Here is a 26,256-nt window from a genome sequence, read left to right on the forward strand (position 1 = left end):
GATCTCGCGCCCCGACCCTACAGAAAAACCCTGCGCTGAAGAAGGAAAAAGGTGCCCATCCGTCGATCAATGCGCACAAGACCAGCGTTGCAGCTGACGCCTGCGGCCGATACAGTCCGCTGATCTTTTTTCCAACGGACGGAGTGCCCCACGTGTTCCCAGCCTTCCATTTGAGCCGCTACCGATTGGCGGCCCTCTCGCTGATAGCCACCGCGCTGACCCTCGCTGCCTGTAACTCCCCACCCTCTTCGCCGTCCATCAGCGCCTTGCCGGTGGCCCCGGAAATCGCCTCGGGGTATCGCACCGACCTGCACACCCAGTACGCCTCAAAACATATGGCGGCGGCGGCCAACCCGCTGGCGGCTGCAGCGGGACGGGAGATGCTGCGTCAGGGCGGTTCGGCGATCGACGCCGCCATCGCCATGCAAGCCGTGTTGACGCTGGTTGAACCGCAATCCTCGGGGATCGGCGGCGGCGCGTTGATCGTGCTGTGGGACGGCAAGGCTGTGCGCACCTACGACGGCCGTGAAACCGCCCCCGCCGGCGCAACTGAAAAACTTTTCCTGCAAGCCGACGGTAAACCCATGCCATTCACCAAGGCGCAGATTGGTGGTCGTTCGGTCGCCACCCCGGGTGTATTGCGCGCACTGGAACTGGCCCATCAGAAGCACGGCCGCCTGCCATGGGCGAAGTTGTTCGAACCGGCCATTGCCCTGGCGGAAAAGGGCTTTGCGATCTCGCCGCGCCTGCACACGATGATCGCCTCCGATCCGTTCCTGCCGCGCTCGCCGGACATGGCTGCGTACTTCCTGAATGTCGATGGCAGCCCGAAAGCCATTGGCACACTGCTGAAAAACCCGGCACTGGCCAAGGTCCTCAAACGTATTGCCGCAGAAGGACCGAGCGCGTTGTATCAAGGCCCGATTGCTCAGGAAATCGTCGCCAAGGTTCAGGGCAATGCCAACCCCGGCAGCCTGTCGTTGAACGACCTCAAAGGCTACAGCGCCAAAGAACGCGCCCCGCTGTGCACCGACTACAAGCGCTGGCAAGTGTGCGGCATGCCACCGCCATCATCGGGCGGGATCGCCATTGCGCAGATCCTCGGCACCTTGCAGGTACTCGAAAGCTACGACAGTCGCTTCGCTCTGGCGCGACTGAAACCACTCAAAACCAACAAACCGGCAGGTATCGAACCCGCACCTGAAGCCGTGCATCTGATTGCCGAGGCCGAGCGCCTGGCTTACGCCGACCGCGCGCAGTACGTCGCCGACTCGGACTTCGTACCGGTCCCGGTCGCCGGCCTGGTCTCCCCTGCCTACCTGGCCAGCCGTGCGACGTTGATCGGTTTACGCAGCATGGGCAGCGCCAAACCCGGCACGCCGCCGGGCATTCAGGTGGCCTACGCGCCAGATCGCTCACCCCTACGGATCTCAACCTCGCAAGTAGTTGCCGTCGACGATCAGGGTGGCGCCGTGTCGATGACCACCACCGTGGAGGCCGCCTTCGGCTCGCACCTGATGGTGCAGGGCTTCATGCTCAACAATCAGATGACCGACTTTTCGTTCATCCCCGAAGAAAACGGCCAACTCGTTGCCAACCGCGTCGAACCCGGCAAACGCCCACGCTCGTCCATGGCGCCGACGCTGATCTTCGATCGTCAAAGCGGCGAACTGGTCGCTACGGTCGGTTCGCCCGGCGGTTCGCAAATCATCGAGTACGTCGCCAAGTCGGTGGTCGGCATGCTCGACTGGAACCTCGACCCGCAAGCCGCCATCGGCCTGCCCAACTTCGGCAGCCGCAACGGCCCGACCGAACTGGAACAAGGCCAGTTCAGCCCGGCGCTGATCCAGGCCCTCAAGGACAAGGGGCATGTGGTCAGTGAAATCGACATGACCAGCGGCACCCAGGCCATTGTTCGGGTGCGCGACGCGCAGGGCAAAGCCTCTTGGGCCGGTGGCGCCGATCCACGACGAGAAGGAGAAGCGTTGGGGGATTGATCGGAACTGGAAATGAGAAAGGGCTTACCGCGGGGTAGGCCCTTTTTTATGGACAACGGCTCTGGATCATCCCGCGCCCCAGCCTTTACCTGACAGTAATGGGCTTGGCCGACGCATAAGATCTTCCATGCTCGACAAGTCCGTACATCGCTTCTTATTTTCGCAGCCTTGCAACAGTCCCGTCACGGGACTAGGATCGCCTCATGAGAATTATCGCTATCAGTCACTTGAAAGGATTCTGGGAAAAATTCCCTGACTCGAAGCAGTCATTCCTGGCCTGGATTGACGAAGCAAAGAACGCGAACTGGGCAACCCCTGCGGATATCAAGGCCCATTTTGGCAGCGCCAGTATTCTCAAGAGCCGTAGGGTCGTGTTCAACATCAAGGGCAACGACTATCGACTCGTCGTCGCCGTGGCCTACCGCTTCGGGGCCGTTTACATAAAGTTTGTCGGCACCCACCAGCAGTACGACGCTATCGACGCCGATACCGTTGAAATGGAGTAACCCATGAATATTCGTCCGATTCACACCGAACAGGACTACCGTACAGCCCTCAAGGAAATGTCTGCGCTATTTGACAACGAACCTGAACCGGGCACGCCTGAAGGTGACTACTTCGACGTCATGATCACCCTCATTCAGGCCTATGAAGCGAAGCAGTTCCCGGTTGACCTGCCCAACCCGATCGATGCGATCAAATTTCGCATGGAACAGTCGGGGTTGTCTGCCGCTGATCTGGCGCCAGCCATTGGCCGGACAAACAGAGTGTATGAGGTGCTGAACGGCAAGCGGGCATTGACGCTGCCGATGATCTGGAAACTCCATGAACTGTTCGGGATTCCGGCAGAGAGCCTGATCAAACCCGTCAGAGGCATTTGACCGGTTGCGCCGCTCTGAGAAACTGACAGCAACGCAGAGGCGGGCCTGGCCCGCCCCTGCACGCCGCTGATATCAGGCCGGGACGCCCAAAATGATGTGCGATGCCTTGATCACAGCCGTGGCGCTAACGCCAGGAGCCAGTCCCAGCTCTGCAACCGCTTCGCGAGTGACGATCGAATAGACCTCGGAGCCGCCGTCGAGCCGGATCACCACTTCGGCATTTACCGCGCCATCGGTGACGCTGGTGACTTTACCTTCCAGGCAGTTACGCGCCGAAAGACGGATGTCGCTGGATTCGGTCATCAACATCACCCACGGTGCCTTTACCAGCGCGACCGCTACTTTGCCGACCGCCAGGCCCAGGCTCTTCACGCTTTCCATGGTCACCACGGCGACCAGCTCGTTGCCACCGGACAGTTTCAGGGAAACCTCGGCGTTGACCGCGCCTTCCTGCAACCGACTGATGGTGCCCTTGAAAACGTTACGCGCACTGACTTTCATGACGTTGTTGCCTCGTATGATAATTTTTGTATACAACTTTGCGCATCATTCGGCAAAACTTCAGAACATTCAAGCCGAGCCTGGCCTTGCAGACTCAGGCACTCACATAAACCCACGCCTCGATCCCGGACGCCAGCACCACGCTGACCCGCTTGTAATCCGAGACTTCATAGCTGTCAGCGGCCGCCAACTCCGCGGGCGTGATCCGGAACACCATACCCGGGATCGGCGTACTGTCAGCACCGCCGGGACGCAAAATCGGATGGTGAGTCTTGCCGCTGGTGGCCAATACTTCGGGGTCGGTGATTTCCACCCAGGACTGCTCGTAACCGAGCATCTGGTCCGCGCTGCCGGACAACTCGCGCCCGAAGTTGGCAAGCTGCACAGCTTTGTCCTGCAGGGTTCCGTAGGAAAACAGGTAAACCTGCGTATTGCTTGAATTGGTCATCAGCGAACCTCGCTTCCAAGAGTAGCGCTTCTTAACACGGCAAGCAGAGCCGGTTAAAGACTCAGTTCCCGTGTCAATCGCATATGGATCAACCAACCGGTTATCCGGCTGACAGCCAACCCGCACCTGAGCTACCGTGTTCGTCACCGAGCATCCGGCCACGAAGACTCCCCATGGGCAAGCAAAAAAACCTCACCGACTGGTTCCAGCGAGCTCCCGATTCGGGCGGGCTGGAGCGTATCGAGGCGTTTTTCTCCGGTCATGGTTACGACCTTCACCGTCACGACACCTACGCCATTGGCCGCACGCTGTCCGGTGTGCAAAGTTTTCAGTATCGCGGCGGCTGGCGGCATAGCCTGCCGGGCGGCACCATGGTGTTGCACCCGGACGAAGTTCACAATGGCGAGGCCGGGACCGAGGACGGCTTCAAATATCGGATGCTTTACGTTGAGCCGGCACTGATCCAGCAGATGCTCGGCGGCCAACCACTCCCTTTCATCAAGACCGGCATTTCCACCGATCCACGCTTGTTCGCCGTAACCGAGGTTTTGCTGCAAAGCATCGATCGCCCTCTCGATCCACTGGAGCAGCAGGATGCGCTGTTTGATCTGGCGCACACCATGAGCGCGGTATCGGGGGTATCCGCGCATCGCCAGAGTTTCGATTATCTGGCGGCTGAGCGCGCTCGCGAGTTCATGCACAGTGCTCTCGACCAAACGGTGACCCTGGATCAACTGGCCGACCACAGCGGACGCGATCGCTGGAGTCTGTCTCGGGACTTTCGCTTGCTGTTCGGCACCAGTCCTTACCGCTACCTGACCATGCGCCGCCTTGATCTGGTGCGCTCGTTGTTGATTCAGGGCGAGTCGCTGACCAACGCCGCGCTGATCGCCGGCTTCAGCGATCAGAGCCACATGACCCGCCAATTCGGCAAGACCTACGGCCTGTCGCCCGCCCGCTGGATGAAAATGCATCGCTCGTAAGCCACGCACAATCGTGCAAGAAGTGCGCGGTCGCTCAGACTACCGTGGGCTCACAATCACCAAGGGAGCCGTGCCGTGAAGCCGTATCAAAGCCTGAGTTTTGCCAACAAGCTAGCGCAGATCAACGAGCACTGGTCGCCGCGGGTCATCGCCGAAATGAACGACTACCAGTTCAAAGTGGTGAAACTGCTGGGAGACTTCATCTGGCATGACCATCAGGACACCGACGAGACGTTTATCGTCCTTGAAGGCCAACTGCGCATCGATTTTCGCGATGGTCAGGTGCTGGTGTCCCTAGGTGAAATGTACGTAGTACCCAAGGGCGTCGAGCACAAACCGTTCGCCGATCAGGAAGTCAAACTGCTGCTGATCGAACCCAAGGGCGTGCTCAATACCGGGAGCGAAGGTGGTGAGCGTACGGCGCAGAATGATCTTTGGATCTGATCGCGTCGAAAACGGGAACTCCCGCCTTCAATCGTCGAGGTTTTTACCGGCTACCGGATCGCCAATTTTCAGGAAATGCCCACCGGCAACGTGGTGCAGCGTGCGCAGTGCATCGTGCCCTTCAAAGTGCCAGCGTCCATCGCTGAATACACGTTCGTCGGCTTGGGCGACAATCACTTCAGCCAGGAACAGGTCGTACTGCTGATGATTGTGCGGTTCCGGTAACAGCCGACATTCCAGCCAGGCCACGCAACCTTCGAGCATCGGCGCATCGAGCTGTTCAGCGACGAATGTTTGCAGGCCATAGGCCTGGAACTTGTCCCGTTCAAGACCGGATGTCGAGCCGACGGTTTGTACGATATCGGCCTGAGCCGCGCAGGGAACGTTCAGCACGAAACTGCCCGACGCTTCGAGCAACTGGCGAGTCCAGGTCGATTTGTCGAGCACCACGGCGATTTTCGGCGGTTCGAAATCCAGCGGCATGGCCCAGGCCGCCGCCATGATATTGCGCTTGCCATCGTGGGCCGCGCTGACCAGCACGGTTGGCCCATGGTTGAGCAGACGGTAGGCTTTAGACAGGGGAACCGGACGGCGATGGGAAACGCTCATGGGTGTCTGCTCCTGAAAAAGAGCGAATTGTAGCGGTATAGGCTCGGACGTAGTGCAGAGCGAAACGAAATTGCAGCCTGCACCTCAGCGCGAGGGCAGGCTCGTTCGAACCGTGCTTAGGTCGACAGCTGATTGGCGAACTGCCCGACCGCGTTGACCACTTTCTGCGCGCCGTCCTGGATCTCGACGATCACCGTGCCCGCCTCGGCGGCCAGTGCCAAACCTTGCTCGGCCTGGAGTTTGCCGTCGGTCATCAGTACCACGGCATCGCGCGCCATGTCCTGGTTCTGACGCACCACACCGACGATTTCGTCGGTGGCTTTGCTGGTGCGCGAAGCCAGTTGTCGAACCTCATCCGCCACCACCGCAAAACCTCGACCCTGCTCACCGGCACGAGCCGCTTCGATGGCGGCGTTGAGCGCCAGCAAGTTGGTCTGTTCGGCAATACCGCTGATGGTTTTGACGATGGTGCCGATCACCAGCGACTGCTCGTTCAGCGCTTCGATCCCTTCGCCGGCCTGTTGCATGTGCCTGGCCAGTTCACGCATCACGTCCACCGCCTGAGTGACCACAGCGGTGCCGCGCTGCGCACAGCTGTCGGTCTGCAACGAGGTGCTGTAAGCGATGTTCGCCGCTTCAGCGACCGCTTGTTCCTGATTGACCTGATCAGTGATCACGGTGGCGAACTTGACCACTTTGTAGAGTTTCTCGTTGGCATCGAGCACAGGGTTATAGGACGCCTCGAGCCAGACCACCCGACCGTGGCTGTCGACACGTTTGAAGCGGTCGGCCACGAACTCACCGGCGTTCAAACGTCGCCAGAAGTCCTGGTACACGGAGCTGTTGTACTCCTCCGGCTCACAAAACGTACGGTGATGTTTGCCTTTGATCTGCGCCAGGCTGTAACCCATACCGTTCAAGAACCGTTCGTTGGCCGCCAGCACATTACCGTTGAGATCGAACTCGATCACCGCCGTCGAACGCACCAACGCACCGATCAGGTTCTCGTGTTCACGCGAGGCTTCGATGGTGCGGGTCAGGTCGCTGGAGTAAATCGCAATCTGCTTGATCCGGCCGTCCGCGCCACGAATTGGCTGTGAGATCGAACGCAGCCATGCTTCGTCACCATTGCCTCTGAGCAAACGCACGGTGCCCGCGAAGTGCTCGCCACGGGTCAGGGCATTCTTGAAGCGCTGGTGAAACTCGTCGGTTTTGACGTGGCCCGGCACGATATCTTCGATGTGCCGGCCAATCAGGTCATTGCCCTTGTAGAGCATTTCCTGGGCGAAATTCTGGTTAATCGATTGCACCCGCCCGTCAGGGTCGAGGGTGAGCACGAGCATCTCGCTTTCCAGACTTTCCTTCACTTGTTGAAGGCTGGAGAGTTCCTCGCGAAGAGCCGACAGCTCCTGCTTCAAGCGTTTGTTGAACATGGCGATGCACCGATGGGCAGGGTTGAGAGCGTCCTTTAGCCTAACCATCGGCCTTACAAAATATTTCTGAAGAGTGTTTCGAGGTTGCCCTACAAAAATAGTTGGCACCTCGCCATCATTCACACCGCAACGCTTCAAAACCGGCGTTTTGAACGGTGATTCAACGCGCTATAGTCGGCCCTGCACAACCGCCACCCACAGGAGAATCGACACATGGATCAGTCACGCAAAGCGCTATTTGAAGACATCGCCCAGCAGTTGGGGCACCGCTTTGACGGTGAAATGCGCATTGGCGGCAACTATGTGCCTGCGGTGCAAAACGGTGATGAGGTGTATGTCAGCGGACAGATCCCACGCATCGACAATACGGTAATGGTGGTCGGCCGCGTCGGTGCCGAGGTGTCGTTGGAACAAGGCCGGCATGCCGCGCAGATCTGCACGATGCGCGCATTGGCGATCCTCACGCAGTTGCTCGGCGACCTCGAACGCATCAAGAAAATCTTGCGCATTAACGTCTACGTGCAAAGCGCCGCCGACTTCACACAACAAAGTGAAGTCGCCGACGGCGCATCGGAAGTGCTTTACCGGATTTTTGCCGAAACCGGTGTGCACACACGGACCTCGGTGGGCGTGTACCAGTTGCCGAAAAACGCCTCGGTCGAAGTCGACATGATCGTCGCGCTCAACCCTGAGCCAGCACCGGTTGGCGAAGACGACCCTTGCGATTGAAACACCTCAGGGGAAACAGGTCGCGCCAGCCCCCTGGCCGACCTGCGACAGGCGTGAACCGAAGTACAACGCCGCGCTAATCCCTACCGCCCCCATTACCGCGCAGAACATCACGCAAATCCACGGGCTCCACGGCATCAGGCCGATCAGCAACAACGGCGTGATACTGGCCCAAACGGCGTAGGCAATGTTGTAGGTGAACGAAATCCCCGAGACGCGAATCCGCGCCGGGAACAGGTTGACCATCACCGAAGGCACCGCACCGACCACCCCGCAACTCAGACCGGCAATGGCATAAGCCACACCAATCCACTGTGCACCGCCAATCAGGCTGGTGTAGAGCACGCCAATCCCCAATGGCAGCAGCAGGCTATAAAGCATTACCGTGCGCCAGGCGCCGATACGGTCGACGATCAAACCTGCGATCACACAGCCGATGTTCAGAAACACGATACCGAGACTGCTCAGGGCGAAGGTATGGCTGGCGGTCATGCCGAAAGTTTTCTGCATCATGGTCGGGGTGATGACAACGAAGGTCACCACCGCCGAGGTCAACACGCAGGTGAGGATTACCGCTGGCAGCATTGCCAGTCGATGCTCACGCAACACCGTGCGCAGCGGCAGCTCGACGTGCAGCTCGCGACTTGCCTGCATGGCCATGAACACCGGGGTTTCACTGAGCCAACGGCGCAACCAGACGCCAATCACCCCGAACACGCCACCCAGCAGAAACGGGTAGCGCCAGGCGAAATCGAGGATTTCCGTCGGGGTAAATACCTGCGCCAGCAAGGTCGCGGTCAACGCACCAATCAAGTAACCAAAGGTCAGCCCAGCCTGCAAGAAGCCCAAGGCATAACCCCGGTGGCCGGCGGGTGCGTGCTCGGCGACAAACACCCAGGCGCTCGGCACTTCACCGCCCACCGCCGCGCCTTGCAGCACTCGCAGTAGCAATAACAGTAACGGTGCGAAATAGCCGATCTGGGCGTAGGTCGGCATGATCCCGATCAGCAGGCACGGCAGCGCCATCATCAGGATGCTCAAACTGAAGACCCGCTTGCGCCCCAGCCGATCAGCGAAGTGCGCCATCAGAATCCCGCCCAGCGGCCGCGCCAGGTAACCGGTGACAAATATCCCGAAACTTTGCAGCAGGCGCAGCCACTCGGGCATTTCCGGTGGGAAGAACAGCTGACTGAGGGTCAGGGCGAAAAATACGAAAATGATGAAGTCGTAGATTTCCAGCGCCCCGCCGAGCGCCGCCAGACCCAGAGTCTTGTAGTCAGACCGGGTGAACGGCGTCGGTCGTGCATCAAGGGTGGCAGTCATAAAACAGGCTCTGAAATAGGCAAAAAAATCATGACGCCCATGGTCTACGCAAAAGCGCGATCGAACAACCCGTTAGACCATAGTCCCAAGTGCGCAAAACAGCACCGCAAAAACACCTTGATTAATTTACTGTTGGCGTCTGAACTCAAGGGCCTGTGCGGCCCTGCTGGCACCACAATAAACATAAAAATCGAGGAACTCCCGTGGCCGCTGATATCGAAGATAGCCGCTCTGCCCGCTTTGCCCTGCACTGCTCAAACTTTGCCGAACGCTGGTTTCCAGACTCCTGGGTGTTTGCCGCACTCGCCGTCATTATCGTTGCCCTCGCCACCATGGCCATGGGCGCCAAACCCACCGATGCCGCGATGGCTTTCGGCGACGGCTTCTGGAGCCTGATCCCGTTCACCATGCAAATGGCCTTTGTGGTGATCGGCGGCTACGTGGTCGCCAGCTCGCCACCGGCAGTGAAGCTGATCGACCGCCTGGCGCGCATCCCGAAAAACGGTCGCTCGGCCGTGGCCTGGGTCGCACTGATTTCCATGGTTGCGTCGTTGCTCAACTGGGGATTGTCGCTGGTGTTCGGCGGTTTGCTGGTGCGTGCGCTCGCGCGTCGCACCGATTTGCGCATGGACTACCGCGCCGCCGGTGCCGCCGCTTATCTGGGGCTCGGCGCAGTCTGGGCGCTGGGGCTGTCTTCGTCGGCAGCGCAATTGCAGGCCAACCCGGCCAGTTTGCCGCCTTCGATCCTGTCGATCACCGGGATGATTCCGTTCACCCAGACGATTTTCCTGTGGCAGTCCGGCGTACTGTTGCTGGCGCTGATCGTGGTCTCGTTGATCATCGCCTACGCCACCGCTCCCGGCCCGAACTCCGCCCGTGACGCCAAGGCTTGCGGCATCGACCCAAGCTTCAGTATGCCGGCACCACAGCCACGCACCCGTCCGGGCGAATGGCTGGAATACAGCCCGATACTGACCATTTTGCTGGTGCTGCTGGCGGCCGGATGGCTGTTTCATGAGTTTTCGACTAAACCGGCGATCAGTGCGATCTCCGGCCTGAACACCTACAACTTCCTGTTCCTGATGCTCGGGGCGCTGCTGCACTGGCGCCCACGCAGCTTCCTCGATGCGGTGGCCCGTGCGGTGCCGACCACCACCGGCGTGATGATCCAGTTCCCGCTGTATGGCTCGATCGCCGCGCTGATGACCGTGGTCAAAGGCGCCGACGGCCAGACCCTCGCGCACCACATCTCGACCTTCTTCGTCAGCATCGCCTCCCACGACACCTACGCCCTGCTGATGGGCGTGTACTCGGCGATCCTCGGCTTTTTCATTCCGTCCGGCGGCGGTAAATGGATCATCGAAGCGCCGTACGTGATGCAAGTCGCCAATGACCTCAAATACCACCTGGGCTGGGCCGTGCAGATCTACAACGCCGCCGAAGCCCTGCCTAACCTGATCAACCCGTTCTACATGCTGCCGCTGCTCGGCGTGCTCGGCTTGAAAGCGCGGGACTTGATCGGGTTTTCGTTTGTGCAGTTGTTGGTGCACACGCCACTGGTACTGTTCCTGCTGTGGGCGCTGGGGACGACGCTTACATATGTGGCGCCGGTGATACCGTAGGTCACTGGTACCTGCACCGCACAACACGTGTGGAGAGGGAGCAAGTTCCCTCTCCACGATTGCCGCCGACTGTAACTTTTGGCGCCCGCCAATTGGCGCTGAAACCCGCTTGTCACCTCGCCGTCATATCTCGCTGCTAGCGTCCAGCCGAAACATACGGCAATACTTTCCCGCAAAACAGGATTCAGGATGAACGACGACAAAACCGGCAACGATGCACCACCTCCAGCAGACGACAGCCCCACCGACACCAGCCGTCGGCGCTTTCTGGGTGGTGTTGCAGTCCTGGGTGTCGGCGCGACGCTGAGTGCGTGCGGCAACAATGGCGACACGCCGGTTAAGCCGGATGAGCGGCCGCTGTCGCCTGCCGAGCTGGACAAGGCATTGCACGATCAGGTGAAAACCGTGGTGGTGATCTACGCCGAGAACCGCAGCTTCAATAACCTGTTCGGCAATTTCCCCGGTCTTGAAAAACCGTTGTCAGCGCTCAAGCCTGAGGATTATCAGCAGCGCGACCGTGACGGTAGCCTGCTGGAAACCCTGCCGCCGGCCTGGGGTGGCGTGTTGCAGATCGGTCCGCAAACTCTCGATGGCGTGACCTATCCGAACGAAACCCAATTCCAGGAACACTTGCCCAACGCCCCCTACGCCCTCAAGGGTCCGAATGGCGAAGATTTGCCGTTTGGCCTGGTGACGCGGGATCTTTGGCACGTGTTCTATCAAAACCAGATGCAGATCAACGGTGGCAAGAATGACCGTTTTGTTGCCTGGGCCGACTCGGGCGGCTTGACCATGGGGCATTACGCCCAAAGCCGTTATTCCCTGCGCCTGTGGGACGTCGCCCAGGATTTCGTGCTCTGCGATAACTTCTTCCAGGGTACGTTTGGTGGATCGTTTCTCAATCATCAATACCTGATCAGTGCCGCCGTGCCGTTTTACCCGGATGCCGTCAACTCGGTGGCCAAGGCGCAAATTGCTTCCCTGCAAAGCGATGACCCGCTCGATACGCGTCTCAAGCCGCTGGAGAAATCCCCGGCCAGCGCCATGACCGGTCCACCGCAATTCGGCCCCAGCGCCCTGACCCCGGACGGCTATGCGGTCAACACCATGGCTCCGCCTTATTGGCCGACCTGGATCCGCGATCCGGAGCGCCCGGAATACTCCAAACCCGATCTGCCCAGCGTGCTGGTGCCGCAAAACCACGAACACATCGGCGACAAGCTGTCGAAGAAAAACATCGACTGGGCCTGGTACGCCGGCGCCTGGCAGGCGACGTTGGAGCAATTCAAGGATTCGGGCGGCATTCCGAAGATCCCCAACTTCCAGTATCACCATCAGCCGTTCAACTACTTCAAGCAACTGGGCCCGGAAAACCCGGCCGAACGCAGCAAACACCTGCGCGATGGCGGTTTGGGGGATGAGTCGAGCACCAACCGGTTTTTTGCCGATGCCGAAGCCGGGAAATTGCCGGCGGTGAGTTTCTACAAACCCCAGGGCAACCTGAACATGCACGCCGGTTACGCCGATGTCGCGTCCGGTGACCGGCATATCGTCCGCGCCCTGAAAGTACTGCGCGAAAGCCCACAATGGAAAAACATGGTGGTGGTGGTCACCGTCGACGAAAACGGCGGCTGGTGGGACCACGTTGCACCGCCGCAAGGCGATCGCTGGGGCCCAGGCACTCGGGTGCCCGCGCTGGTGGTGTCGCCGTTCGCCCACAAAGGCACGGTGGATCACACGGTGTACGACACCGCGTCGATCCTGCGGTTGATCACCCGGGTGTTCCAGCTTGAGACGCTCGACGGGATCAAGCAGCGTGATACCGCAATGATTGCACGGGGTCAGAAGCCGATGGGTGATTTGAGCAATGCGTTGCATTTTCCCGGCTGATTATTTTCTGACTTGAGATCTTTTAGCGTGGGTACTAGACCTATCGGCACAAGTGGTTTCAGTATGTAACCGCCCTCGCTTCCGGGGGCTCACGCTGATAAGGATCTGAGCATGTTCAAACTCGCAGGATTGAGCCTCACCCTCGCCGCCCTTACCTTGGGCGCCACCGCCCACGCCGATACCGACCTGAAACTGGGCAGTACCGAACGGGTAACGCAGCTGTTCGCCTACCCCAACAACTGCAACGTGATTTGCTATCGCAACTGGACGCTGGAGCAAACAGTCGAGCACTACCTGACCCAAAGCGTTCAGCGGGATGGCTACACAACGGCAAAAGTCCGGGTAAAAACCGACAATAACCAGCTCTACGCAGATATCAGCGGCGTGCCAAAGGACTACGCAAAACTGCTGACTGCATTGCTCGATGCCGGGGATCTGGCCCACGCCGGCGCCAACAAGCTGAATGCCGACGGCAAGTGGGCGTACAGCTGGTACCTGTTCCTGCCCTTGGGCATGGCGCTGGAAAACCGTAAAAGCGTCGAGTTGCTGCATTTCCCACCGGACTATTCGCTGACCCAGGCCCAGGATTACCTGGAATCGAAGACCACCGACCGCTGGGCAACGTTGCTGACCGCCAACGGCATCGCCGCCGAACAAACACCGGCCTACCAGACCATCATCGATATCGCGCCGATTGCCGCCCCATCCACCGCTGGCAAGGATCTGGAAGGGGTCTATGGCTACTTCAAGGACTACCAGACCACCCTGGTCAAGCAATTCAGCCAAACCGCCGGCGGCGTGACTTTGCCGATGGTCGCGTTCGGTGCACCGGTGCGTAACTGGGTCAAGGAGCAGTATGGGCAGACCGTGGCCGTGTTGGGTCTGGCACAAATCATCCCAACCCCGGGTGTGAAGGTGCCGGTGCTGGGTTCCAACCACCCCAGTTACATCTGGTATGCGGCCGACCCGGCGAGCTATGACGGCGATCAGGCCAAGGCCGATGCAGCGGGTTTGAAGGTGATGGGCCAGGATTTGAGTGCGGCGTGCTGGCAAGCGGGAATGGGCAGCAAACCGTCCAGTGACCCGAGTACACAACTCAACACCTGCACGCAAACCTGGCAAGTGACCCAGAAAGAGAAAACCTGCGAGTTGTTCTACACCTCGATCCGCAATCTGACGCCCGAGCAAGCTGCGGCCAAGTGCTCGACCCCGGACATCAAACCCCAACTGGACCAGTTGAAGGTGCCTGCACCCGCACTGGCTGCGACTCACCTGTAATTCTGCGTTGCATGCCTGCTGTGTAAGCATTCACTTACGCAGCAGGCAGCCTCTATCTACTGTCAGATCTGACAGTAGACCCTCTGCTTCATTTGCGAGACTCTTTGAGCGTACCCATGTGCTGCAGGGCTGGCAGGACCGCCAGTCTCCGGTGGTCGCAGCGCCCAACAGACAAGGATCGTTATGAAGCCCCAGACCAAGGACAAGGCTCGTTCACAGCTGAACGAGTGCATTTACCCGTACGAAGAACTCAGCACCTGCCAAGGCTACCCCTCAAGAGCGAACTTCACGGTTATCCAGACTGACGATGGGCGCGGCGCGGCAATCACAGCACAGGACAATTACCTGCGCATCAGTCGCATCTGCCGGGTATCAGGACTACTGACCCATGCTCGCCAACTGCATACACTGCAACTGGCACCGGGTATCCACGTCTACGACCCGTTTTTTTCCGGGCTATTGCTGCATTCCTGCGACCCGAACGTCTTTCTCGACATGAGCGAACTGTGGTTATGGGCGCTGAAGGACATCGCACCCGGCAGCGTGCTGTGCATGGACTACGCCAGCACCGAAGAGAAACTGACGCGTCAGTTCGCCTGTCAGTGCGGCTCGCCCGACTGCCGTGGCTGGATCACCGGCTACGATGATCCGCCAAACGCCGAAGGTCAGAAGTTCTTGAAAAACTGCCATCGACATTGCCCCTGATGAACAGAGGCTCGCTGCTGTTTACAAGGCGCCGACCGGGCGCAAACGGTATTGCGGCGGCAATTGCTCGAAACCGCTGATGGTCGCGTTCAGGCTCTTCCAGCGACCGTCCTTGATGCCGTAAATGCAACCGTGAACCGACAGGCTCTGCCCGCGGTGCCAGGCATTTTGCACAATGCTGGTATGGCCGACGTTGGCCACTTGCTGGATCACGTTGAGTTCGCAGAGACGGTCGACCTGCTCTTCTTCAGTCGGCAATTGACCAAGCTCTTCGCGGTGCTCGTAATAAAGATCACGAATCGAGCGCAACCAGCCATCGATCAGGCCCAACTGACGGTCCTGCATCGAGGCGCGCACACCGCCGCAACCGTAGTGACCGGTGACCAGGATGTGTTTGACCTTGAGCACGTCCACTGCGTACTGAATCACCGACAGGCAGTTGAGATCGGTGTGCAGCACTACGTTGGCAACGTTACGGTGCACGAACAAGTCGCCAGGCAACATGCCCACGATTTCGTTGGCCGGTACGCGCGCGTCGGAGCAACCGATCCACAGGTATTCCGGGGCTTGCTGACGCGCCAGCTTGGCGAAAAACTCAGGATCCTCCTGCTTGATCGCATCGGCCCAACGCTCGTTGTTATCAATCAGATCTTGTAATTCGTTCATGCTCTGAAGCCTCAAAAATGGTGCGTTGCTTTGACAGACAACCGACCGTCGGGGTCACGCGGATGTTGCAGGTAGCCGAACGGAAAATACCTTGGAATCTTCAAGGGTAACGCCTGTCCACCGTATAAGCCCCCATATTATGAGGAATTTCCATGACTGATTCACGACGTCCCTATGGCGCGGTACAACCGGAGCCCATCGACGACAACGAAGACCGCATGGGCTCGATGCGCGAGCTGGATTTCGATGAAGAAGAACCCAGCGAGACAATCGGCGGTCTGACTCGCGAGCACGAGCGTGAGCAACGAATGCCCAGCGAACCCGTACGTGAAACGAGTATGACCGGGGACTCGGCCGATGATGACGAGTCCACCGATGACGACATGAGCCCGGGAAACCTGATCCGTGAAGATGGCGCCCGTGACGCCCATGAGGCCGGAGAAGGCGAACAGGCTGATTGGGACTTGAGCATTGTCGATGAGGACGAGATCGGCGGCGGCAACGGGCTGGATGAGGCTGAACTGGCGGAGCGCGATCCGATTGATGGCAATCGGTAATCCTGTGGCGCCTGAAAGACCGTCATCGCGAGCAAGCTCGCTCCCACATTTGATGGGTGTCGAACACAAACCCCGTGGCCAACATAAACCCTGTGGGAGCGAGCTTGCTCCGGGCGGCGTTCCGACGATGCTTTTAAGGCTCAATCCACCAACGTACAGGCCATGACGACTGCATCTTCACGCCCGCCCACCGCCGGGTAGTAATCGCGACGGCGACCGATTTCGTTGAAACCGTAGCGCTCGTACAAGCGAAATGCTGCGCGATTGCTGTCGCGCACTTCCAGGAAACATTCCCGGGCTTGCGCCTTGTAAGCAATCGACATCAGATGCTCAAGAAGCATCAGGCCAAGGCCGCGCCCCTGACTTTCCGGCTTGACCGTTATGTTCAGCAGATGCGCCTCATCGAGGATGATCTGCACCACGCCGTGGCCAACCTGTTGCTGACCTTCGAACATCAGCCAGATCTGGTACTTGCCCAGGCCATCAAGAAAAATCCCGCGGGTCCAGGGATGGCTGAACGCCGCGTATTCGATTTTCAGTACAGCGTCCAGGTCCGCTTCGGTCATCGGGCGGAACGATACAGCGTCACTCATTTGATTCTTTCCAGCGCGCCATCAGCCGACGCATGGCTTGCCAGACATCAGCCTTACGCTGTGGCTCTTCCATTAATAATTCCAGGCCAGGCAGCGCCCAGACCGACCCCAGGCCTTCGACCTGAAGTTCGCGATTGTAGGACTCAGCATTCGCCTCACCGGCAAAACGCACCGCCGGCAGACCGATCAACCACAGGCACACGCAAGGTGCGTCTTCCAGGCGAGCCGAAAGGAAGCCTTGAACGAAATCGCGAGCGGCTTCCGGACCTTGATCCATCGTTCCACGCACCAGCAACGGCCAGCGGACAGGTTCGCCAACAATTTGCGGGCTGTCCGGCAGGCCGGCGGCGCGCAGCATGTCCTTGAGCAGCAAATAGGCCGGGTCGCGAGTCTGGAACGCACCGCCTGTGGGTAACTCCACCAGCAGCAGGCAACGGCCGGCACGCAGCAATTGCAGGGCAAAACGCGGCGGCGGTACTTGCGGCGCCTTGGCCACGAGCGGAGCATCTTCGACGTCCTCGCCCGGCTTGCTCGCCGGGCGCACGACCGAAGGCGTTGGGCGTGGCACTTCGACCTTGACCCGCTCGGCCGGCCTGGCCACGGGCTCTACGGCAGCTTTTGCAACCTGAGCGGGCACGATCGGCGTCTCGAGCAACGGCTCTGGCGCTTCCAGCAGCTCGGGCCGCGACGGTGCGGCAAAGGGCAATTCGGTGCGCGGCAGCCAGTTGACCACCTGCATGGCGGTCAAATAGGCGCGGCGACGGGACTCGATAAGCAAAGGTCGGCCACTTGTGGATAACTAAAGTGCAGGGATTCTACCGCCCTTCGCTCAAGATCGCCCGCAGTTGATCGATAGAAAAGCGACTGTCCGTCCCGCCGATCCTCCGAGAGTGATTCCCATCGCGTGTGATGCAGTACAATCGCTGCTTTTAATCGCCAACCAGCCGGCCATTCCAATGATCGAACCCAAGCGCGTCTTGCGCGCCCTCGCCGAACACTGGGCACTTCTGGAGCCTTTGTGCGAGCACTTCGACCAAGGCACCCTGAGCCTCAACGAACTGCGCTCACAGCTGGCCGCCCAGCAACTGGACAGCACGCCACAGGACATCACCAGCCTGCTGGACGTGTGGATCCGCCTCGATATTCTGGTTCCAGTGGCCAAAAGCCCGAACCGTTTTGAACTGAACGCGCAGATTCACGACTTCCTCGCCTATCTGCGCCGTGAGCACCGCTTGGGCCTGTGCCTGGAAATCGAAGCCTACCTGCGCCATCTGGAGCGGCTGGCCGGCTACATTCAGGACGCCTTCGACATCCGTGATGGCAATGATCTGGCGCGCCAACTGCGTTTGCTCGACATGCGCGTACGCGATGTCCTGAAGAAACTCGCCAACGACGAACAGGCCCTGGTAGCTGTCGCCGAGCGGGCCAAGACCAGCGACCGGCAGATCCCGTTGCGTCAGCGTTATGCCGAAGTGTTGGCAACGTGGGACGAATACGTCGAGCCGATGATTCAGTTGGTCAACGCCGACGGCGCTTTCGAGCAAGGCGTGCGCAAGGTTGAAAACGTCCTGCTGCGCATGCTCAGCGAACAACAGCGCCTCGGCCACCTGGTCGACGACGACATGCTGTTGCGCACCCATGCGCGCATCCTCGAAATGCAGACCAGCGCCCAGTTGACCTTGCGTCACGCTCGCGAGCTGTTGCTGCCGCTGCGTGAAGAAGCCCGCCGGCACAACGCCGTGACCCGTGGCGCGGCGCTGGCGCTGTCGATGATCCGCCGCAAGGGCATCGACGCGGTGCCACAAGCGGCGATGCCGATGTTCACCCGACCGCAAAGCACCTTCCTTGGCAGTGCCAGTCAGGTCGAAGCCTACGTTTATGCACTGGCGCGTTTCGAACCAAAACCGGCGCGCTTCCCCAAAGCGCACAAGACGCAAAAAGGCGAAGCCCCACGGGCACCGCGCACCGTTCGAGAAATGCTCGAACGCTGCGAAGATGCGCTGCCGATGCCGGACTTGATGACCTGGCTGCTGGAGCAGGAACCGGACGGCGCAACCGACGAGTTGCTGTACTGGTTCTCCCGCCTGTCACGGGAAAAACGCTTCAAGCGCGAGCGTCTGGAACGCCGCGATTACCACACTCACGAGCACCTGGTCAGCCTGCGCTCCTTCGCCCTGCTCTCGGCCCGCGATGACGCGCCCGAGCATTCTGCGAGCACACCTCATGCATCTTGATCTATCCGAACTGTCTCAACTGGCGCCGATCTTTCGCGAGCTGTTCAAGGGCTACCACGTCAGCCGTCGCGATCCAGAACTGTACGCGCAGCTGTCGAACTTTCAGGACCAGTACCGCACGCTGTTCAAGGCCTTGGGGTTTGAACTGGTCTGCGATACACGCGGATTCTATTACTTCGTGCCGGACCTCGCCGCTGCGGCGGTGAACAAGACCGCCCAGCGTCTGGCGTTGTTCACCTTCATCCTCGTCGAGCACCTGGCCGACCAGGGTCGCGATCCGATCGCCGTGCTTGATGGTGGCAGCCTCGGTCGTGATGAACTGCCTTCGTTACTGGAAAAATACCGCGACCTGTTCATTCAGGCCGAAGTACAAACCCAGGAAGAGCTGGAAGAAAAGATCATGCGCCGCATGACTCAGCTGGGTTTCGCTGGCGAAGAGAACGGCATCTACCGGTTCCTGCCGCCGATGCACCGTTTCCTCGACGTTTGCCTGTCGGTCCAGCAAGACCGTGACCTGGCCGCCAGTTTGCACAGCGTGCTGCCATTGCCGGCGCCGGTGCTGATCGATGACGACAGCGACGAAAAACTGCTGCAAACCGATGACCCACTGGACCTTAGTGACTTCGAGGAAGACAGCGAAGAAGACGCGCTGGCCCGCGCCATTGCCGAAGAACAGGAGCTCGACGCATGAGCAAGGAACGTTACGGCATTCGCCGCTTTGCCCTTTTGAACACTGCGGGTTACAGCCTCGGCTTGTTCCCTCTGGAAGAGCCGCTGTCGGTCTACGGCGCGAACAACCTCGGTAAATCCGCCTCGATCAACGCCTTGCAGTTCCCGATCCTGGCGCGCATGTCGGACATGAGCTTCGGCAAGTACAGCCTGGAACAATCGCGGCGTTTCTATTTCGCCACGGACACCAGCTATATCCTGGTCGAAGTCGCCCTGCCCCACGGCCCCCACGTCATTGGCGTGGTCGGACGCGGTCCAGGCGGTGGTTTCGGTCACCAGTTCTTCGCCTACGCCGGCAAACTTGACCTGGCCCATTACCAGAAAAACGATACTTGCCTGCGCCAGAAAGAGCTGTTCACCAACCTTGAGCGCGAAGGCCTTAAAGCCTACGAACTCAAGCCGGACGAACTGCGTCGTTTGCTGGTGGGTGGCCACACGTCGGTCCCGTTGGACCTGACGCTGATCCCACTGCGCTCCACCAGCGAACAGAGCCTGAAAACCTTCCGCGCATTGTTCATCAACCTGCTGCACATGCGCGAAATCACTGCGGCCAAACTCAAGCAGTTGTTCCTCGATGCCTTCGAACACAGCCTGCGTTCCGGTAGCGTCGATTACATCGCCGCGTGCGAAGAAGCCTTCCGCGACGTGCGCCGCATGGAGCAAGACTACAACTCGCTGGTCACCGCTGGTCCGTTGGTCGAAGCACTGTCCGCCGGGGTGACTCAGCGCAACATCCTGCGCGGCAAATTGCACCGCATCTCGCCGTTGCTCGACTCGTTGCTCGGCACGTGGTCGGACTACGCCAGTGCGCGCAAGGAAGAGCTGACGATCCAGGCCGAACACTACCGCAATGAGCAGGACACGCTGCAAAACGATCAGCGCGGCGGTACTCAGGAACTGATGCGCCTGGAGCGCGAAATCACCGGCATCCAGCGCTGGCTCGGCGAGTTGTCGGTGCTCAAGCATCGCTTCGCCCTGGTCGATGACGTCAAGGTGCTTGAGCAACAACTGCTCGCTGCCAAGGACGCGCACGATGAACTGGCCGGTGCACTGGCGCAGTCCCGTCAGTTCACCGCCGAAGACCTCGAAGAGCGTCTGCGGGATCTGGAAAAACGCCTGAAGTCGGTCAAGCAGCAACTCGATCACGCCGACAACAACAGCTACGCCCGCTTGCGCGAAGAGTTCTCGCAACAGGACGTCGAACGCCTGATGCGTCTGTTCAACAGTGCGCTGTTCAGCCTGCCGCTGGGCGAACATGGCATTGCGCTGGACGAGGACGGTCAGTGGGTCAAATCCATGGAGCTGATCCTCGACGGCTTCAAAGGCGAACGCTTCGAAGTGCCGGGCCTGTCCATCGACCTGTCGCACATCGAGCCGCCGGCCCTGCAAGCGCTGGCTGATCGCGCCGCGTTGCGCGATCAGAAAGAGCGTCTGGACAAAGAACTCAAGCAACTGAAAACTCAAGCAGCCGTCGCGGCGGACCGCGCGGCCAGCAAAACCCAGACCGAAGCGCTGTACCAGCAAGTGCTGGATGCGCAAAAAGCCCTGGAAGACTTCCGTCGCTCGCAAACCCTGAGCGCCGAAGAAGGCGACAAGCTAGAACAACTGGCGCAGATGGAAGCCGCGCAGGACGAGTTGAAGCGTTCCAGCGATGCCTTCACCGAACGCGTCCAGCAACTGTCGGCCAAGCTGCAACTGGTCGGCCGGCAGATCGGCGACATGGAAGCCAAGCAACGCACCCTCGACGACGCCCTGCGCCGCCGTCAGCTGTTGCCCGCAGACCTGCCGTTCGGTACGCCGTTCATGGACCCGATCGACGATTCCATGGACAACCTGCTGCCGCTACTCAATGACTATCAGGACAGCTGGCAAGGCCTGCTACGGGTCGACGGGCAGATCGAAGCGCTTTACGCACAGGTTCGCCTCAAGGGCGTGGCCAAGTTCGACAGCGAAGACGATGTCGAACGTCGTCTGCAATTGCTGATCAACGCTTACGCGCACCGCACCGACGAAGCCCTGACCCTTGGCAAGGCACGCCGTGCCGCGGTCACCGACATCGCCCGGACCCTGCGTAACATTCGCAGCGACTACGATAGCCTTGAGCATCAACTGGCGTTGTTCAACCGCGAGATCAACAAGCGTCAGGTGTCCAACCTGCAAAGCTTCCGCATCGTGCTGGCGCCGAACAAGGAAGCCCTCAAGCATATCGACCAGATCATCCACAGCGCCGGTCAATATGAAGAAGGCGAAACCCTGTCGGTGTTCGACCTGAGCCAAAGCGCCGATCAGGACAACAAGAACGAAGAGGCCAAGGAATACCTGGCGCGTCTGGTGGCGGCGAACCACAACCAGCTCGGCCTGAAGGATCTGTTCGAGCTGGCGTTCGAAATCACCAAGGTCAACGGTCAGCCGGTGATTCACACCGACATCGATGGCGCGGCGTCCAACGGCACCACCATGACCATCAAGGCGCTGACCAACATGTACTTGTTGTTGCACTTGATGGACCGCGACCAGGCCGGGCGCGTGCGCTTGCCGTACTACCTCGACGAAGCGGCGGACATCGACGAGAAGAACCAGGCAGCCTTGCTGGAAACCAGCCTGCAACTGGGCTTCGTGCCGATCCTCGCCAGTGTGAAGCCGCAGGTCTGCGCCAGTGTCGCCATCGACCTGGAAGGTGGCAGCGGACCGCACGGTATCTACATCGACGAGGCCGACTGGAAGTACATTCGCCGGCATGACGAGGTGAAAGCGGCGGTCAAGGTTGAGTCGACCGAGCCGGAACTGGACGCGGTCTGATCCTTTCACCGGTGTGGTAACGAAAAAGGCCGCGATCCAATGGATCGCGGCCTTTTTTATGCTTGCCGTTGCGGGTTATTTGCCGAGTGAAATCTTCGGTGCCCAGACCAGCCACTCGTCCTCGAACTTATCGAACAGCGGGAACGTTTGCTCAGGTCGTGCAGGGCTACCCATACGGTCACCTTCCGGTGTGGCGAATGCAATACCGCCCTGAATCAGCGTCTCCAGCGACTCGGTCCGCACCGTTGCGCCTTTGAACAGGCCAAAGTCCAGGCCAAAGCCGCTGGTGTTCCAGAAGCGCGTTCCACTGCGTACCAACGGCGCGTACTTCGGCTCGATCAGGATATGGACCAACACGCGATCCGCAGTTTGACCCAGTTCATAGCCGGTCACCTTGCCGACGGTGATTTCACGATAAGTCACCGGCACTCCGGTTTTCAGCGAACCACGGCGAGCCGCGCTCAACACCAGACTCAACCCGGCCTCTTCCTTGGCGGACTCCGGAGGATTGGCCAGCGCCACGAAGTTCTTCTGTGGCCCAAGGTTTTTCGCAGCGGGCTGAACCTCAATGTATTGCCCAGTGACCAGGGTTTCCAGGTTGGACGTTTTGATCAGGCCCAGCTCCGGCTTGACCACCCAGAACTGGCTGCCAGCTCGGGCAATGCGCTCCGGCACTTCGGTGATGCGTGCAGTGAGCAGCACCGATTGCAGGTCATCACTGAGGTCGACGTTTTCTACCTTGCCGACGTCCAGGCCTTTGAAGCGAATCGGCGTGCCGGTGCGCAAACCGTCGGCACGATCAACCCTGATCGTGACCACCGCGCCCTTCTGGCTCGCCTCGTCACGGTTGGCGAACAAGCGGAAACGAGGAATTCGCTTCTGCAATGGTGCCGTGGCTTGCGGTGTTTCGAACGCAATACCGCCGGCCATCAGGCTTTGCAGGGATTCGCTTTTGACCTGAATCCCGCCCGTGAGGCCGCCGGTCAGGGTAATCCCGCTGGCATTCCAGAATCGCGTCGAGGCGTTGACCAGTCCTTCGTACTCTTTCTCGATGTGTACGCCGATGACCAACTGCTTTTTGGTCCGAGAGAACTGATAGCTCTGCACCGAACCGACTTTGACCTGCTTGTAGAGAATCGGGCTACCGACTTCCAGCGAACCGAGGTTTTCAGTGAACAGCACCAGGTGCAAACCTGGAGAGCGCAGATCCAGAGGCGGCGCCTTCGGCCGGGCCTCGAATTCGCGTTGCGGCGCACCACCCTTGTCGCCTGGGCGCACGGCGATATAGTTACCTTTTACCAAGGCTTCCAACCCGGTGATCCCCGCCAGCGAGATCGACGGTTTGACCACCCAGAACTGAGTCCCGGTGACCAGATAATCCTCGGCCAGTGGATCAAGGGTCAGCTCGGCCGTCGCACTGGACAGGTCCGGGTCGATCTTGAGCGCTTTCAGGTTACCAACCTGAATGCCTTTGTACATCACGGGCGTGCGGCCGGCCTGCAGGCCTTCGAAATCGCTGAGTTTGACTTTGACACGAATGCCGGCCTGAGCAGCATCGAAGTCTTCGTAGAGACGAAACGGCAAGCTAGGGTCGGTGGGTGGGCTGTCTTTGCGGTTGTCCGGCGTGGCGAAGGCGATACCGCCCGCAACGATACTGGCCAGCGACTCGCTGCGCACTTTCACCCCTGACAGGTTGGCGTCAATGCTGATCCCGCTGGCATTCCAGAAACGCGTATGTTTGCGCACCAGGTTGGCGTAAATAGGTTCGATAAAGACTTTGATCTCGACGGTGTTCTGGTCTTCAGACAGTTGGTAACTTTTCACCTGACCGACCTGAATCTGCTTATAGAACACCGGACTGCCACGGTTCAAGGAGCCCAGACGGTCAGCCTTGATGGTCAAGTGCAAGCCTGGCTTGAAGTCAGACAGCGGTGGCTCTTTGGTCAAGGCGGTGAACTTGCGGCTTGGCTCACCTTCACCCGGACTGATTGCCACATAGTTTCCGGAGACCAGCGTTTCCAGACCAGTAATCCCGGCCAGGGTGACGCTCGGCTTCACCAGCCAGAAGCGCGTACTGGTCTTGAGGTATTGCTCGACATCCTTGTTCATCTCGATGGTGGCGATAACCCCGCGGGTTTTCCCCTCGTCATCCAGCGTCAGGCTTTTTACCTTGCCGACCGGCATACCTTTGTAGACAACCTCGGTCTTTTTGGCCTGAATACCTTCGCCACTTTCAAAGCGAACCTGAACCTCAATACCGGTCTCATTGTAGGCACGCCAGCCCAGCCATCCGCCAATCATCAAGGCGATCAAAGGCAAAACCCAAATGGCCGACCAGTTCGAAGCCGGTCGAGTTTTCGCTTTAGGTAAATCAGTCATGGTCGTCGTCCGACTCCGTGTTATCCCAAATCAGTCGGGGATCGAAAGTTACTGCAGCAAGCATTGTCAAAATCACCACGCTGGCGAAGGCCACCGCACCGAGATTCGCTTCGATACTGGCAAGCCGACCAAAGTTCACCACCGCCACCAGAATGGCGATCACGAAAATATCCAGCATTGACCATCGGCCAATGAACTCGATAAACCGATACATCACGATGCGTTGTCGTGCGGACAACGGCTGACGGCGCTGCACCGAAAACAGCAGCAAAGCGATACCCACCAATTTGAAGGTCGGCACCAGAATACTGGCGACAAACACTACAGCAGCAATCGGAAACATCCCGTGCTGAACCAGGGTGATCACGCCGGACATGATGGTATCTCCTTCACCCTGTCCTAACGTGCTGACGGTCATGATCGGCAACACATTGGCGGGTATATAGAGAATCGCCGCAGTAACCAGCAACGCCCAGGTACGCATCAGACTATTGGGACGCCGTGCATGAACCAGTGCCCCACAGCGGGTGCATGTCTGCTCGTCGGTGTCCGGTTCCTGCTTGTTCAGCTCATGGCATTCGATACAAATCAGAATGCCTGCATCAATCGCCCGCATGAACATCCTCTCCTGACAACGCCTGCCAGATTTGATGAGGTGACATCACCACCTCTAGCCAGACCTGAACCAATAGCAAACTGATAAAGCACGCCAAGCCCAAGCCAACCGTTATCGAGGCAAGGTCAGCCAGTTTGACGATAGCCACCAGCACGCCCATCAAATAGACCTCGAGCATTCCCCAATCGCGTAGATGGTGATAAATGCGATAGAGCAGCAAGCCATAGCTGCGTCCAACATCAAAACGAACGCTCAGCAATACCAGCAACTGACAGAGCAACTTGAGCAGGGGGATCCCCATGCTGCACAGGAACACCACCACTGCTACGCCTTGCATTCCAGTGTCGAACAGGCCAACGACGCCACTCCAGACAGTGTCGTGCGACGACTGTCCGAGTAGATGGAGCTGCATGATGGGTAAAAAGTTCGCGGGCACGTACAACAGCAACGCGGCGATCACTAGTGCGAGGCTACGCTCCACGACATTGTGCCGGTGAGCGTAGAGCTCATAACCACAGCGCGGACATAGGGCTTTCTCACCATGAGCGAGTTGCGGCTTGCGCATCAGCAAGTCGCATTCATGACACGCCACCAAGTCGTCCAGCGGTAAATCTGACAGCCCTGGGGCGTCAACCGGATCTGGCATAAAGGGCTCAGGTTCTGAAAATAAGGGCTCTATTTTAGTGTTCTGACCGAAAAATAACTGTGCAATTTTGTTTCAATCCTGAAATGAAACTTTCCTGCGGGCAAAACAAAACCCCTACCTGCATACGCAGATAGGGGTTTCGGAATTTAATCTTGACGATGACCTACTCTCACATGGGGAAACCCCACACTACC

At 59.2% G+C, this 26,256-nt stretch carries 25 protein-coding genes and 1 pseudogene; 14 read left to right on the top strand and 12 right to left on the bottom strand.

Annotated features, from left to right (window positions below; genetic code table 11):
- Positions 1–152: 152 nt before the first annotated feature.
- The 3 genes from ggt (at position 153) to ACIPIN_RS25120 (ending at position 2,878) form a co-directional block, all read left to right on the top strand.
- Positions 153–1,997, top strand: a complete 1,845-nt coding sequence (ggt, locus tag ACIPIN_RS25110) for a gamma-glutamyltransferase (protein WP_401123426.1) — start codon at positions 153–155, stop codon at positions 1,995–1,997.
- A 203-nt stretch (positions 1,998–2,200) separates the two neighbouring features.
- On the top strand, positions 2,201–2,503 hold the full coding sequence (locus tag ACIPIN_RS25115; RefSeq protein WP_401123428.1) for a type II toxin-antitoxin system HigB family toxin: 303 nt from the start codon (positions 2,201–2,203) through the stop codon (positions 2,501–2,503).
- A gap of 3 nt (positions 2,504–2,506) precedes the next feature.
- Positions 2,507–2,878, top strand: coding sequence for a type II toxin-antitoxin system HigA family antitoxin (locus ACIPIN_RS25120; RefSeq protein WP_401123431.1), 372 nt, complete (start codon positions 2,507–2,509; stop codon positions 2,876–2,878).
- Between the two features lie 72 nt (positions 2,879–2,950).
- Here the strand turns inward: ACIPIN_RS25120 and ACIPIN_RS25125 are convergent, their stop codons facing one another.
- Together ACIPIN_RS25125 and ACIPIN_RS25130 are read right to left on the bottom strand one after the other, a co-directional pair.
- The gene (locus ACIPIN_RS25125) at positions 2,951–3,379 is read right to left on the bottom strand and encodes a molybdopterin-binding protein (RefSeq protein WP_401123433.1); all 429 of its coding nucleotides are present in this window, start codon (positions 3,377–3,379) and stop codon (positions 2,951–2,953) included.
- 94 nt (positions 3,380–3,473) lie between these two features.
- Positions 3,474–3,827: a gamma-glutamylcyclotransferase family protein gene (locus ACIPIN_RS25130; RefSeq protein WP_401123436.1), complete on the bottom strand. Its 354-nt coding sequence runs from the start codon at positions 3,825–3,827 to the stop codon at positions 3,474–3,476.
- A 173-nt stretch (positions 3,828–4,000) separates the two neighbouring features.
- Between ACIPIN_RS25130 and ACIPIN_RS25135 the strand changes: the two genes are divergently transcribed.
- A complete protein-coding gene (locus tag ACIPIN_RS25135) occupies positions 4,001–4,810 on the top strand; it encodes an AraC family transcriptional regulator (protein ID WP_401123439.1) in 810 nt (269 codons plus the stop codon).
- 75 nt (positions 4,811–4,885) lie between these two features.
- The gene (locus ACIPIN_RS25140; RefSeq protein ID WP_401123440.1) at positions 4,886–5,254 is read left to right on the top strand and encodes a cupin domain-containing protein; all 369 of its coding nucleotides are present in this window, start codon (positions 4,886–4,888) and stop codon (positions 5,252–5,254) included.
- Positions 5,255–5,281: 27 nt separating this feature from the next.
- On the opposite strand, the gene ACIPIN_RS25145 is transcribed toward ACIPIN_RS25140, so the two are convergent.
- From ACIPIN_RS25145 to ACIPIN_RS25155, 3 genes and pseudogenes are all read right to left on the bottom strand, one after another.
- A complete protein-coding gene (locus ACIPIN_RS25145; protein ID WP_401123443.1) occupies positions 5,282–5,863 on the bottom strand; it encodes a flavin reductase family protein in 582 nt (193 codons plus the stop codon).
- A 116-nt stretch (positions 5,864–5,979) separates the two neighbouring features.
- Positions 5,980–6,411 (bottom strand): methyl-accepting chemotaxis protein, encoded by a 432-nt coding sequence (locus tag ACIPIN_RS25150; protein WP_401123478.1) that lies wholly within the window; start codon positions 6,409–6,411, stop codon positions 5,980–5,982.
- 108 nt (positions 6,412–6,519) lie between these two features.
- Positions 6,520–7,344 (bottom strand): annotated as a pseudogene (locus tag ACIPIN_RS25155) (PAS domain-containing protein); the annotation flags it as partial.
- Between the two features lie 165 nt (positions 7,345–7,509).
- Between ACIPIN_RS25155 and ACIPIN_RS25160 the strand changes: the two are divergent.
- Positions 7,510–8,025, top strand: coding sequence for a RidA family protein (locus tag ACIPIN_RS25160; protein WP_401123446.1), 516 nt, complete (start codon positions 7,510–7,512; stop codon positions 8,023–8,025).
- Between the two features lie 6 nt (positions 8,026–8,031).
- Here ACIPIN_RS25160 and ACIPIN_RS25165 read toward each other — a convergent pair whose 3' ends face one another.
- Positions 8,032–9,348, bottom strand: coding sequence for an MFS transporter (locus tag ACIPIN_RS25165; RefSeq protein WP_401123448.1), 1,317 nt, complete (start codon positions 9,346–9,348; stop codon positions 8,032–8,034).
- Between the two features lie 203 nt (positions 9,349–9,551).
- On the opposite strand from ACIPIN_RS25165, the gene ACIPIN_RS25170 reads away from it, so the two are divergent.
- The 4 genes from ACIPIN_RS25170 (at position 9,552) to ACIPIN_RS25185 (ending at position 14,843) form a co-directional block, all read left to right on the top strand.
- The gene (locus tag ACIPIN_RS25170) at positions 9,552–10,970 is read left to right on the top strand and encodes a short-chain fatty acid transporter (protein ID WP_401123450.1); all 1,419 of its coding nucleotides are present in this window, start codon (positions 9,552–9,554) and stop codon (positions 10,968–10,970) included.
- Positions 10,971–11,159: 189 nt separating this feature from the next.
- Positions 11,160–12,860 (top strand): acid phosphatase, encoded by a 1,701-nt coding sequence (locus tag ACIPIN_RS25175; RefSeq protein WP_401123452.1) that lies wholly within the window; start codon positions 11,160–11,162, stop codon positions 12,858–12,860.
- 111 nt (positions 12,861–12,971) lie between these two features.
- Positions 12,972–14,138: a hypothetical protein gene (locus ACIPIN_RS25180; RefSeq protein WP_401123454.1), complete on the top strand. Its 1,167-nt coding sequence runs from the start codon at positions 12,972–12,974 to the stop codon at positions 14,136–14,138.
- 183 nt (positions 14,139–14,321) lie between these two features.
- Positions 14,322–14,843 carry a lysine methyltransferase gene (locus tag ACIPIN_RS25185; RefSeq protein ID WP_401123456.1) on the top strand — a complete coding sequence of 174 codons (522 nt, stop codon included), beginning with the start codon at positions 14,322–14,324 and terminating at the stop codon, positions 14,841–14,843.
- A gap of 21 nt (positions 14,844–14,864) precedes the next feature.
- On the opposite strand, the gene can is transcribed toward ACIPIN_RS25185, so the two are convergent.
- Positions 14,865–15,509 (bottom strand): carbonate dehydratase, encoded by a 645-nt coding sequence (gene can / locus ACIPIN_RS25190; protein WP_401123457.1) that lies wholly within the window; start codon positions 15,507–15,509, stop codon positions 14,865–14,867.
- Between the two features lie 152 nt (positions 15,510–15,661).
- Between can and ACIPIN_RS25195 the strand changes: the two genes are divergently transcribed.
- Positions 15,662–16,066: a serine kinase/phosphatase gene (locus ACIPIN_RS25195; protein WP_401123460.1), complete on the top strand. Its 405-nt coding sequence runs from the start codon at positions 15,662–15,664 to the stop codon at positions 16,064–16,066.
- Positions 16,067–16,206: 140 nt separating this feature from the next.
- Here ACIPIN_RS25195 and rimI read toward each other — a convergent pair whose 3' ends face one another.
- A complete protein-coding gene (rimI, locus tag ACIPIN_RS25200) occupies positions 16,207–16,659 on the bottom strand; it encodes a ribosomal protein S18-alanine N-acetyltransferase (RefSeq protein WP_401123463.1) in 453 nt (150 codons plus the stop codon).
- Positions 16,652–17,398, bottom strand: a complete 747-nt coding sequence (locus tag ACIPIN_RS25205; protein ID WP_401123480.1) for an energy transducer TonB — start codon at positions 17,396–17,398, stop codon at positions 16,652–16,654. Before ACIPIN_RS25205 ends, rimI begins: the two co-directional genes overlap by 8 nt.
- Before the next feature lie 217 nt (positions 17,399–17,615).
- Here ACIPIN_RS25205 and mksB point away from each other — a divergent pair, with 217 nt between their 5' ends.
- The 3 genes from mksB to mksF are packed head-to-tail and all read left to right on the top strand — an operon-like array spanning position 17,616 to position 22,421.
- The gene (gene mksB / locus ACIPIN_RS25210) at positions 17,616–18,893 is read left to right on the top strand and encodes an Mks condensin complex protein MksB (RefSeq protein WP_401123465.1); all 1,278 of its coding nucleotides are present in this window, start codon (positions 17,616–17,618) and stop codon (positions 18,891–18,893) included.
- Positions 18,883–19,584, top strand: coding sequence for an Mks condensin complex protein MksE (gene mksE, locus ACIPIN_RS25215; protein ID WP_401123468.1), 702 nt, complete (start codon positions 18,883–18,885; stop codon positions 19,582–19,584). The genes mksB and mksE overlap by 11 nt, the downstream gene beginning before the upstream one ends.
- Positions 19,581–22,421, top strand: coding sequence for an Mks condensin complex protein MksF (gene mksF / locus ACIPIN_RS25220; protein WP_401123470.1), 2,841 nt, complete (start codon positions 19,581–19,583; stop codon positions 22,419–22,421). Before mksE ends, mksF begins: the two co-directional genes overlap by 4 nt.
- Before the next feature lie 75 nt (positions 22,422–22,496).
- Here mksF and ACIPIN_RS25225 read toward each other — a convergent pair whose 3' ends face one another.
- The 3 genes from ACIPIN_RS25225 to ACIPIN_RS25235 are packed head-to-tail and all read right to left on the bottom strand — an operon-like array spanning position 22,497 to position 26,062.
- A complete protein-coding gene (locus ACIPIN_RS25225; RefSeq protein ID WP_401123472.1) occupies positions 22,497–24,800 on the bottom strand; it encodes an MlaD family protein in 2,304 nt (767 codons plus the stop codon).
- Positions 24,793–25,416, bottom strand: coding sequence for a paraquat-inducible protein A (locus tag ACIPIN_RS25230; RefSeq protein WP_401123475.1), 624 nt, complete (start codon positions 25,414–25,416; stop codon positions 24,793–24,795). Before ACIPIN_RS25230 ends, ACIPIN_RS25225 begins: the two co-directional genes overlap by 8 nt.
- Positions 25,403–26,062 carry a paraquat-inducible protein A gene (locus tag ACIPIN_RS25235; RefSeq protein ID WP_123424919.1) on the bottom strand — a complete coding sequence of 220 codons (660 nt, stop codon included), beginning with the start codon at positions 26,060–26,062 and terminating at the stop codon, positions 25,403–25,405. Before ACIPIN_RS25235 ends, ACIPIN_RS25230 begins: the two co-directional genes overlap by 14 nt.
- Positions 26,063–26,256 lie beyond the last annotated feature (194 nt).

It is taken from the genome of Pseudomonas sp. NPDC087697, assembly GCF_044743155.1.
Classification (GTDB): Bacteria; Pseudomonadota; Gammaproteobacteria; order Pseudomonadales; family Pseudomonadaceae; genus Aquipseudomonas.

What these genes read in the sequence shown, in the direction of transcription:
- ACIPIN_RS25115 (WP_401123428.1), top strand. Translation starts at nt 2,201, where the DNA reads ATGAGAATTATCGCTATCAGTCACTTGAAAGGATTCTGGGAAAAATTC.
- ACIPIN_RS25120 (WP_401123431.1), top strand. Translation starts at nt 2,507, where the DNA reads ATGAATATTCGTCCGATTCACACCGAACAGGACTACCGTACAGCCCTC.
- ACIPIN_RS25125 (WP_401123433.1), bottom strand. Translation starts at nt 3,379, where the DNA reads ATGAAAGTCAGTGCGCGTAACGTTTTCAAGGGCACCATCAGTCGGTTG.
- ACIPIN_RS25130 (WP_401123436.1), bottom strand. Translation starts at nt 3,827, where the DNA reads ATGACCAATTCAAGCAATACGCAGGTTTACCTGTTTTCCTACGGAACC.
- ACIPIN_RS25135 (WP_401123439.1), top strand. Translation starts at nt 4,001, where the DNA reads ATGGGCAAGCAAAAAAACCTCACCGACTGGTTCCAGCGAGCTCCCGAT.
- ACIPIN_RS25145 (WP_401123443.1), bottom strand. Translation starts at nt 5,863, where the DNA reads ATGAGCGTTTCCCATCGCCGTCCGGTTCCCCTGTCTAAAGCCTACCGT.
- ACIPIN_RS25150 (WP_401123478.1), bottom strand. Translation starts at nt 6,411, where the DNA reads ATGCGTGAACTGGCCAGGCACATGCAACAGGCCGGCGAAGGGATCGAA.
- ACIPIN_RS25160 (WP_401123446.1), top strand. Translation starts at nt 7,510, where the DNA reads ATGGATCAGTCACGCAAAGCGCTATTTGAAGACATCGCCCAGCAGTTG.
- ACIPIN_RS25165 (WP_401123448.1), bottom strand. Translation starts at nt 9,348, where the DNA reads ATGACTGCCACCCTTGATGCACGACCGACGCCGTTCACCCGGTCTGAC.
- ACIPIN_RS25175 (WP_401123452.1), top strand. Translation starts at nt 11,160, where the DNA reads ATGAACGACGACAAAACCGGCAACGATGCACCACCTCCAGCAGACGAC.
- ACIPIN_RS25180 (WP_401123454.1), top strand. Translation starts at nt 12,972, where the DNA reads ATGTTCAAACTCGCAGGATTGAGCCTCACCCTCGCCGCCCTTACCTTG.
- ACIPIN_RS25185 (WP_401123456.1), top strand. Translation starts at nt 14,322, where the DNA reads ATGAAGCCCCAGACCAAGGACAAGGCTCGTTCACAGCTGAACGAGTGC.
- can (WP_401123457.1), bottom strand. Translation starts at nt 15,509, where the DNA reads ATGAACGAATTACAAGATCTGATTGATAACAACGAGCGTTGGGCCGAT.
- ACIPIN_RS25195 (WP_401123460.1), top strand. Translation starts at nt 15,662, where the DNA reads ATGACTGATTCACGACGTCCCTATGGCGCGGTACAACCGGAGCCCATC.
- rimI (WP_401123463.1), bottom strand. Translation starts at nt 16,659, where the DNA reads ATGAGTGACGCTGTATCGTTCCGCCCGATGACCGAAGCGGACCTGGAC.
- ACIPIN_RS25205 (WP_401123480.1), bottom strand. Translation starts at nt 17,398, where the DNA reads ATGCAGGTGGTCAACTGGCTGCCGCGCACCGAATTGCCCTTTGCCGCA.
- mksB (WP_401123465.1), top strand. Translation starts at nt 17,616, where the DNA reads ATGATCGAACCCAAGCGCGTCTTGCGCGCCCTCGCCGAACACTGGGCA.
- mksE (WP_401123468.1), top strand. Translation starts at nt 18,883, where the DNA reads ATGCATCTTGATCTATCCGAACTGTCTCAACTGGCGCCGATCTTTCGC.
- mksF (WP_401123470.1), top strand. Translation starts at nt 19,581, where the DNA reads ATGAGCAAGGAACGTTACGGCATTCGCCGCTTTGCCCTTTTGAACACT.
- ACIPIN_RS25225 (WP_401123472.1), bottom strand. Translation starts at nt 24,800, where the DNA reads ATGACTGATTTACCTAAAGCGAAAACTCGACCGGCTTCGAACTGGTCG.
- ACIPIN_RS25230 (WP_401123475.1), bottom strand. Translation starts at nt 25,416, where the DNA reads ATGCGGGCGATTGATGCAGGCATTCTGATTTGTATCGAATGCCATGAG.
- ACIPIN_RS25235 (WP_123424919.1), bottom strand. Translation starts at nt 26,062, where the DNA reads ATGCCAGATCCGGTTGACGCCCCAGGGCTGTCAGATTTACCGCTGGAC.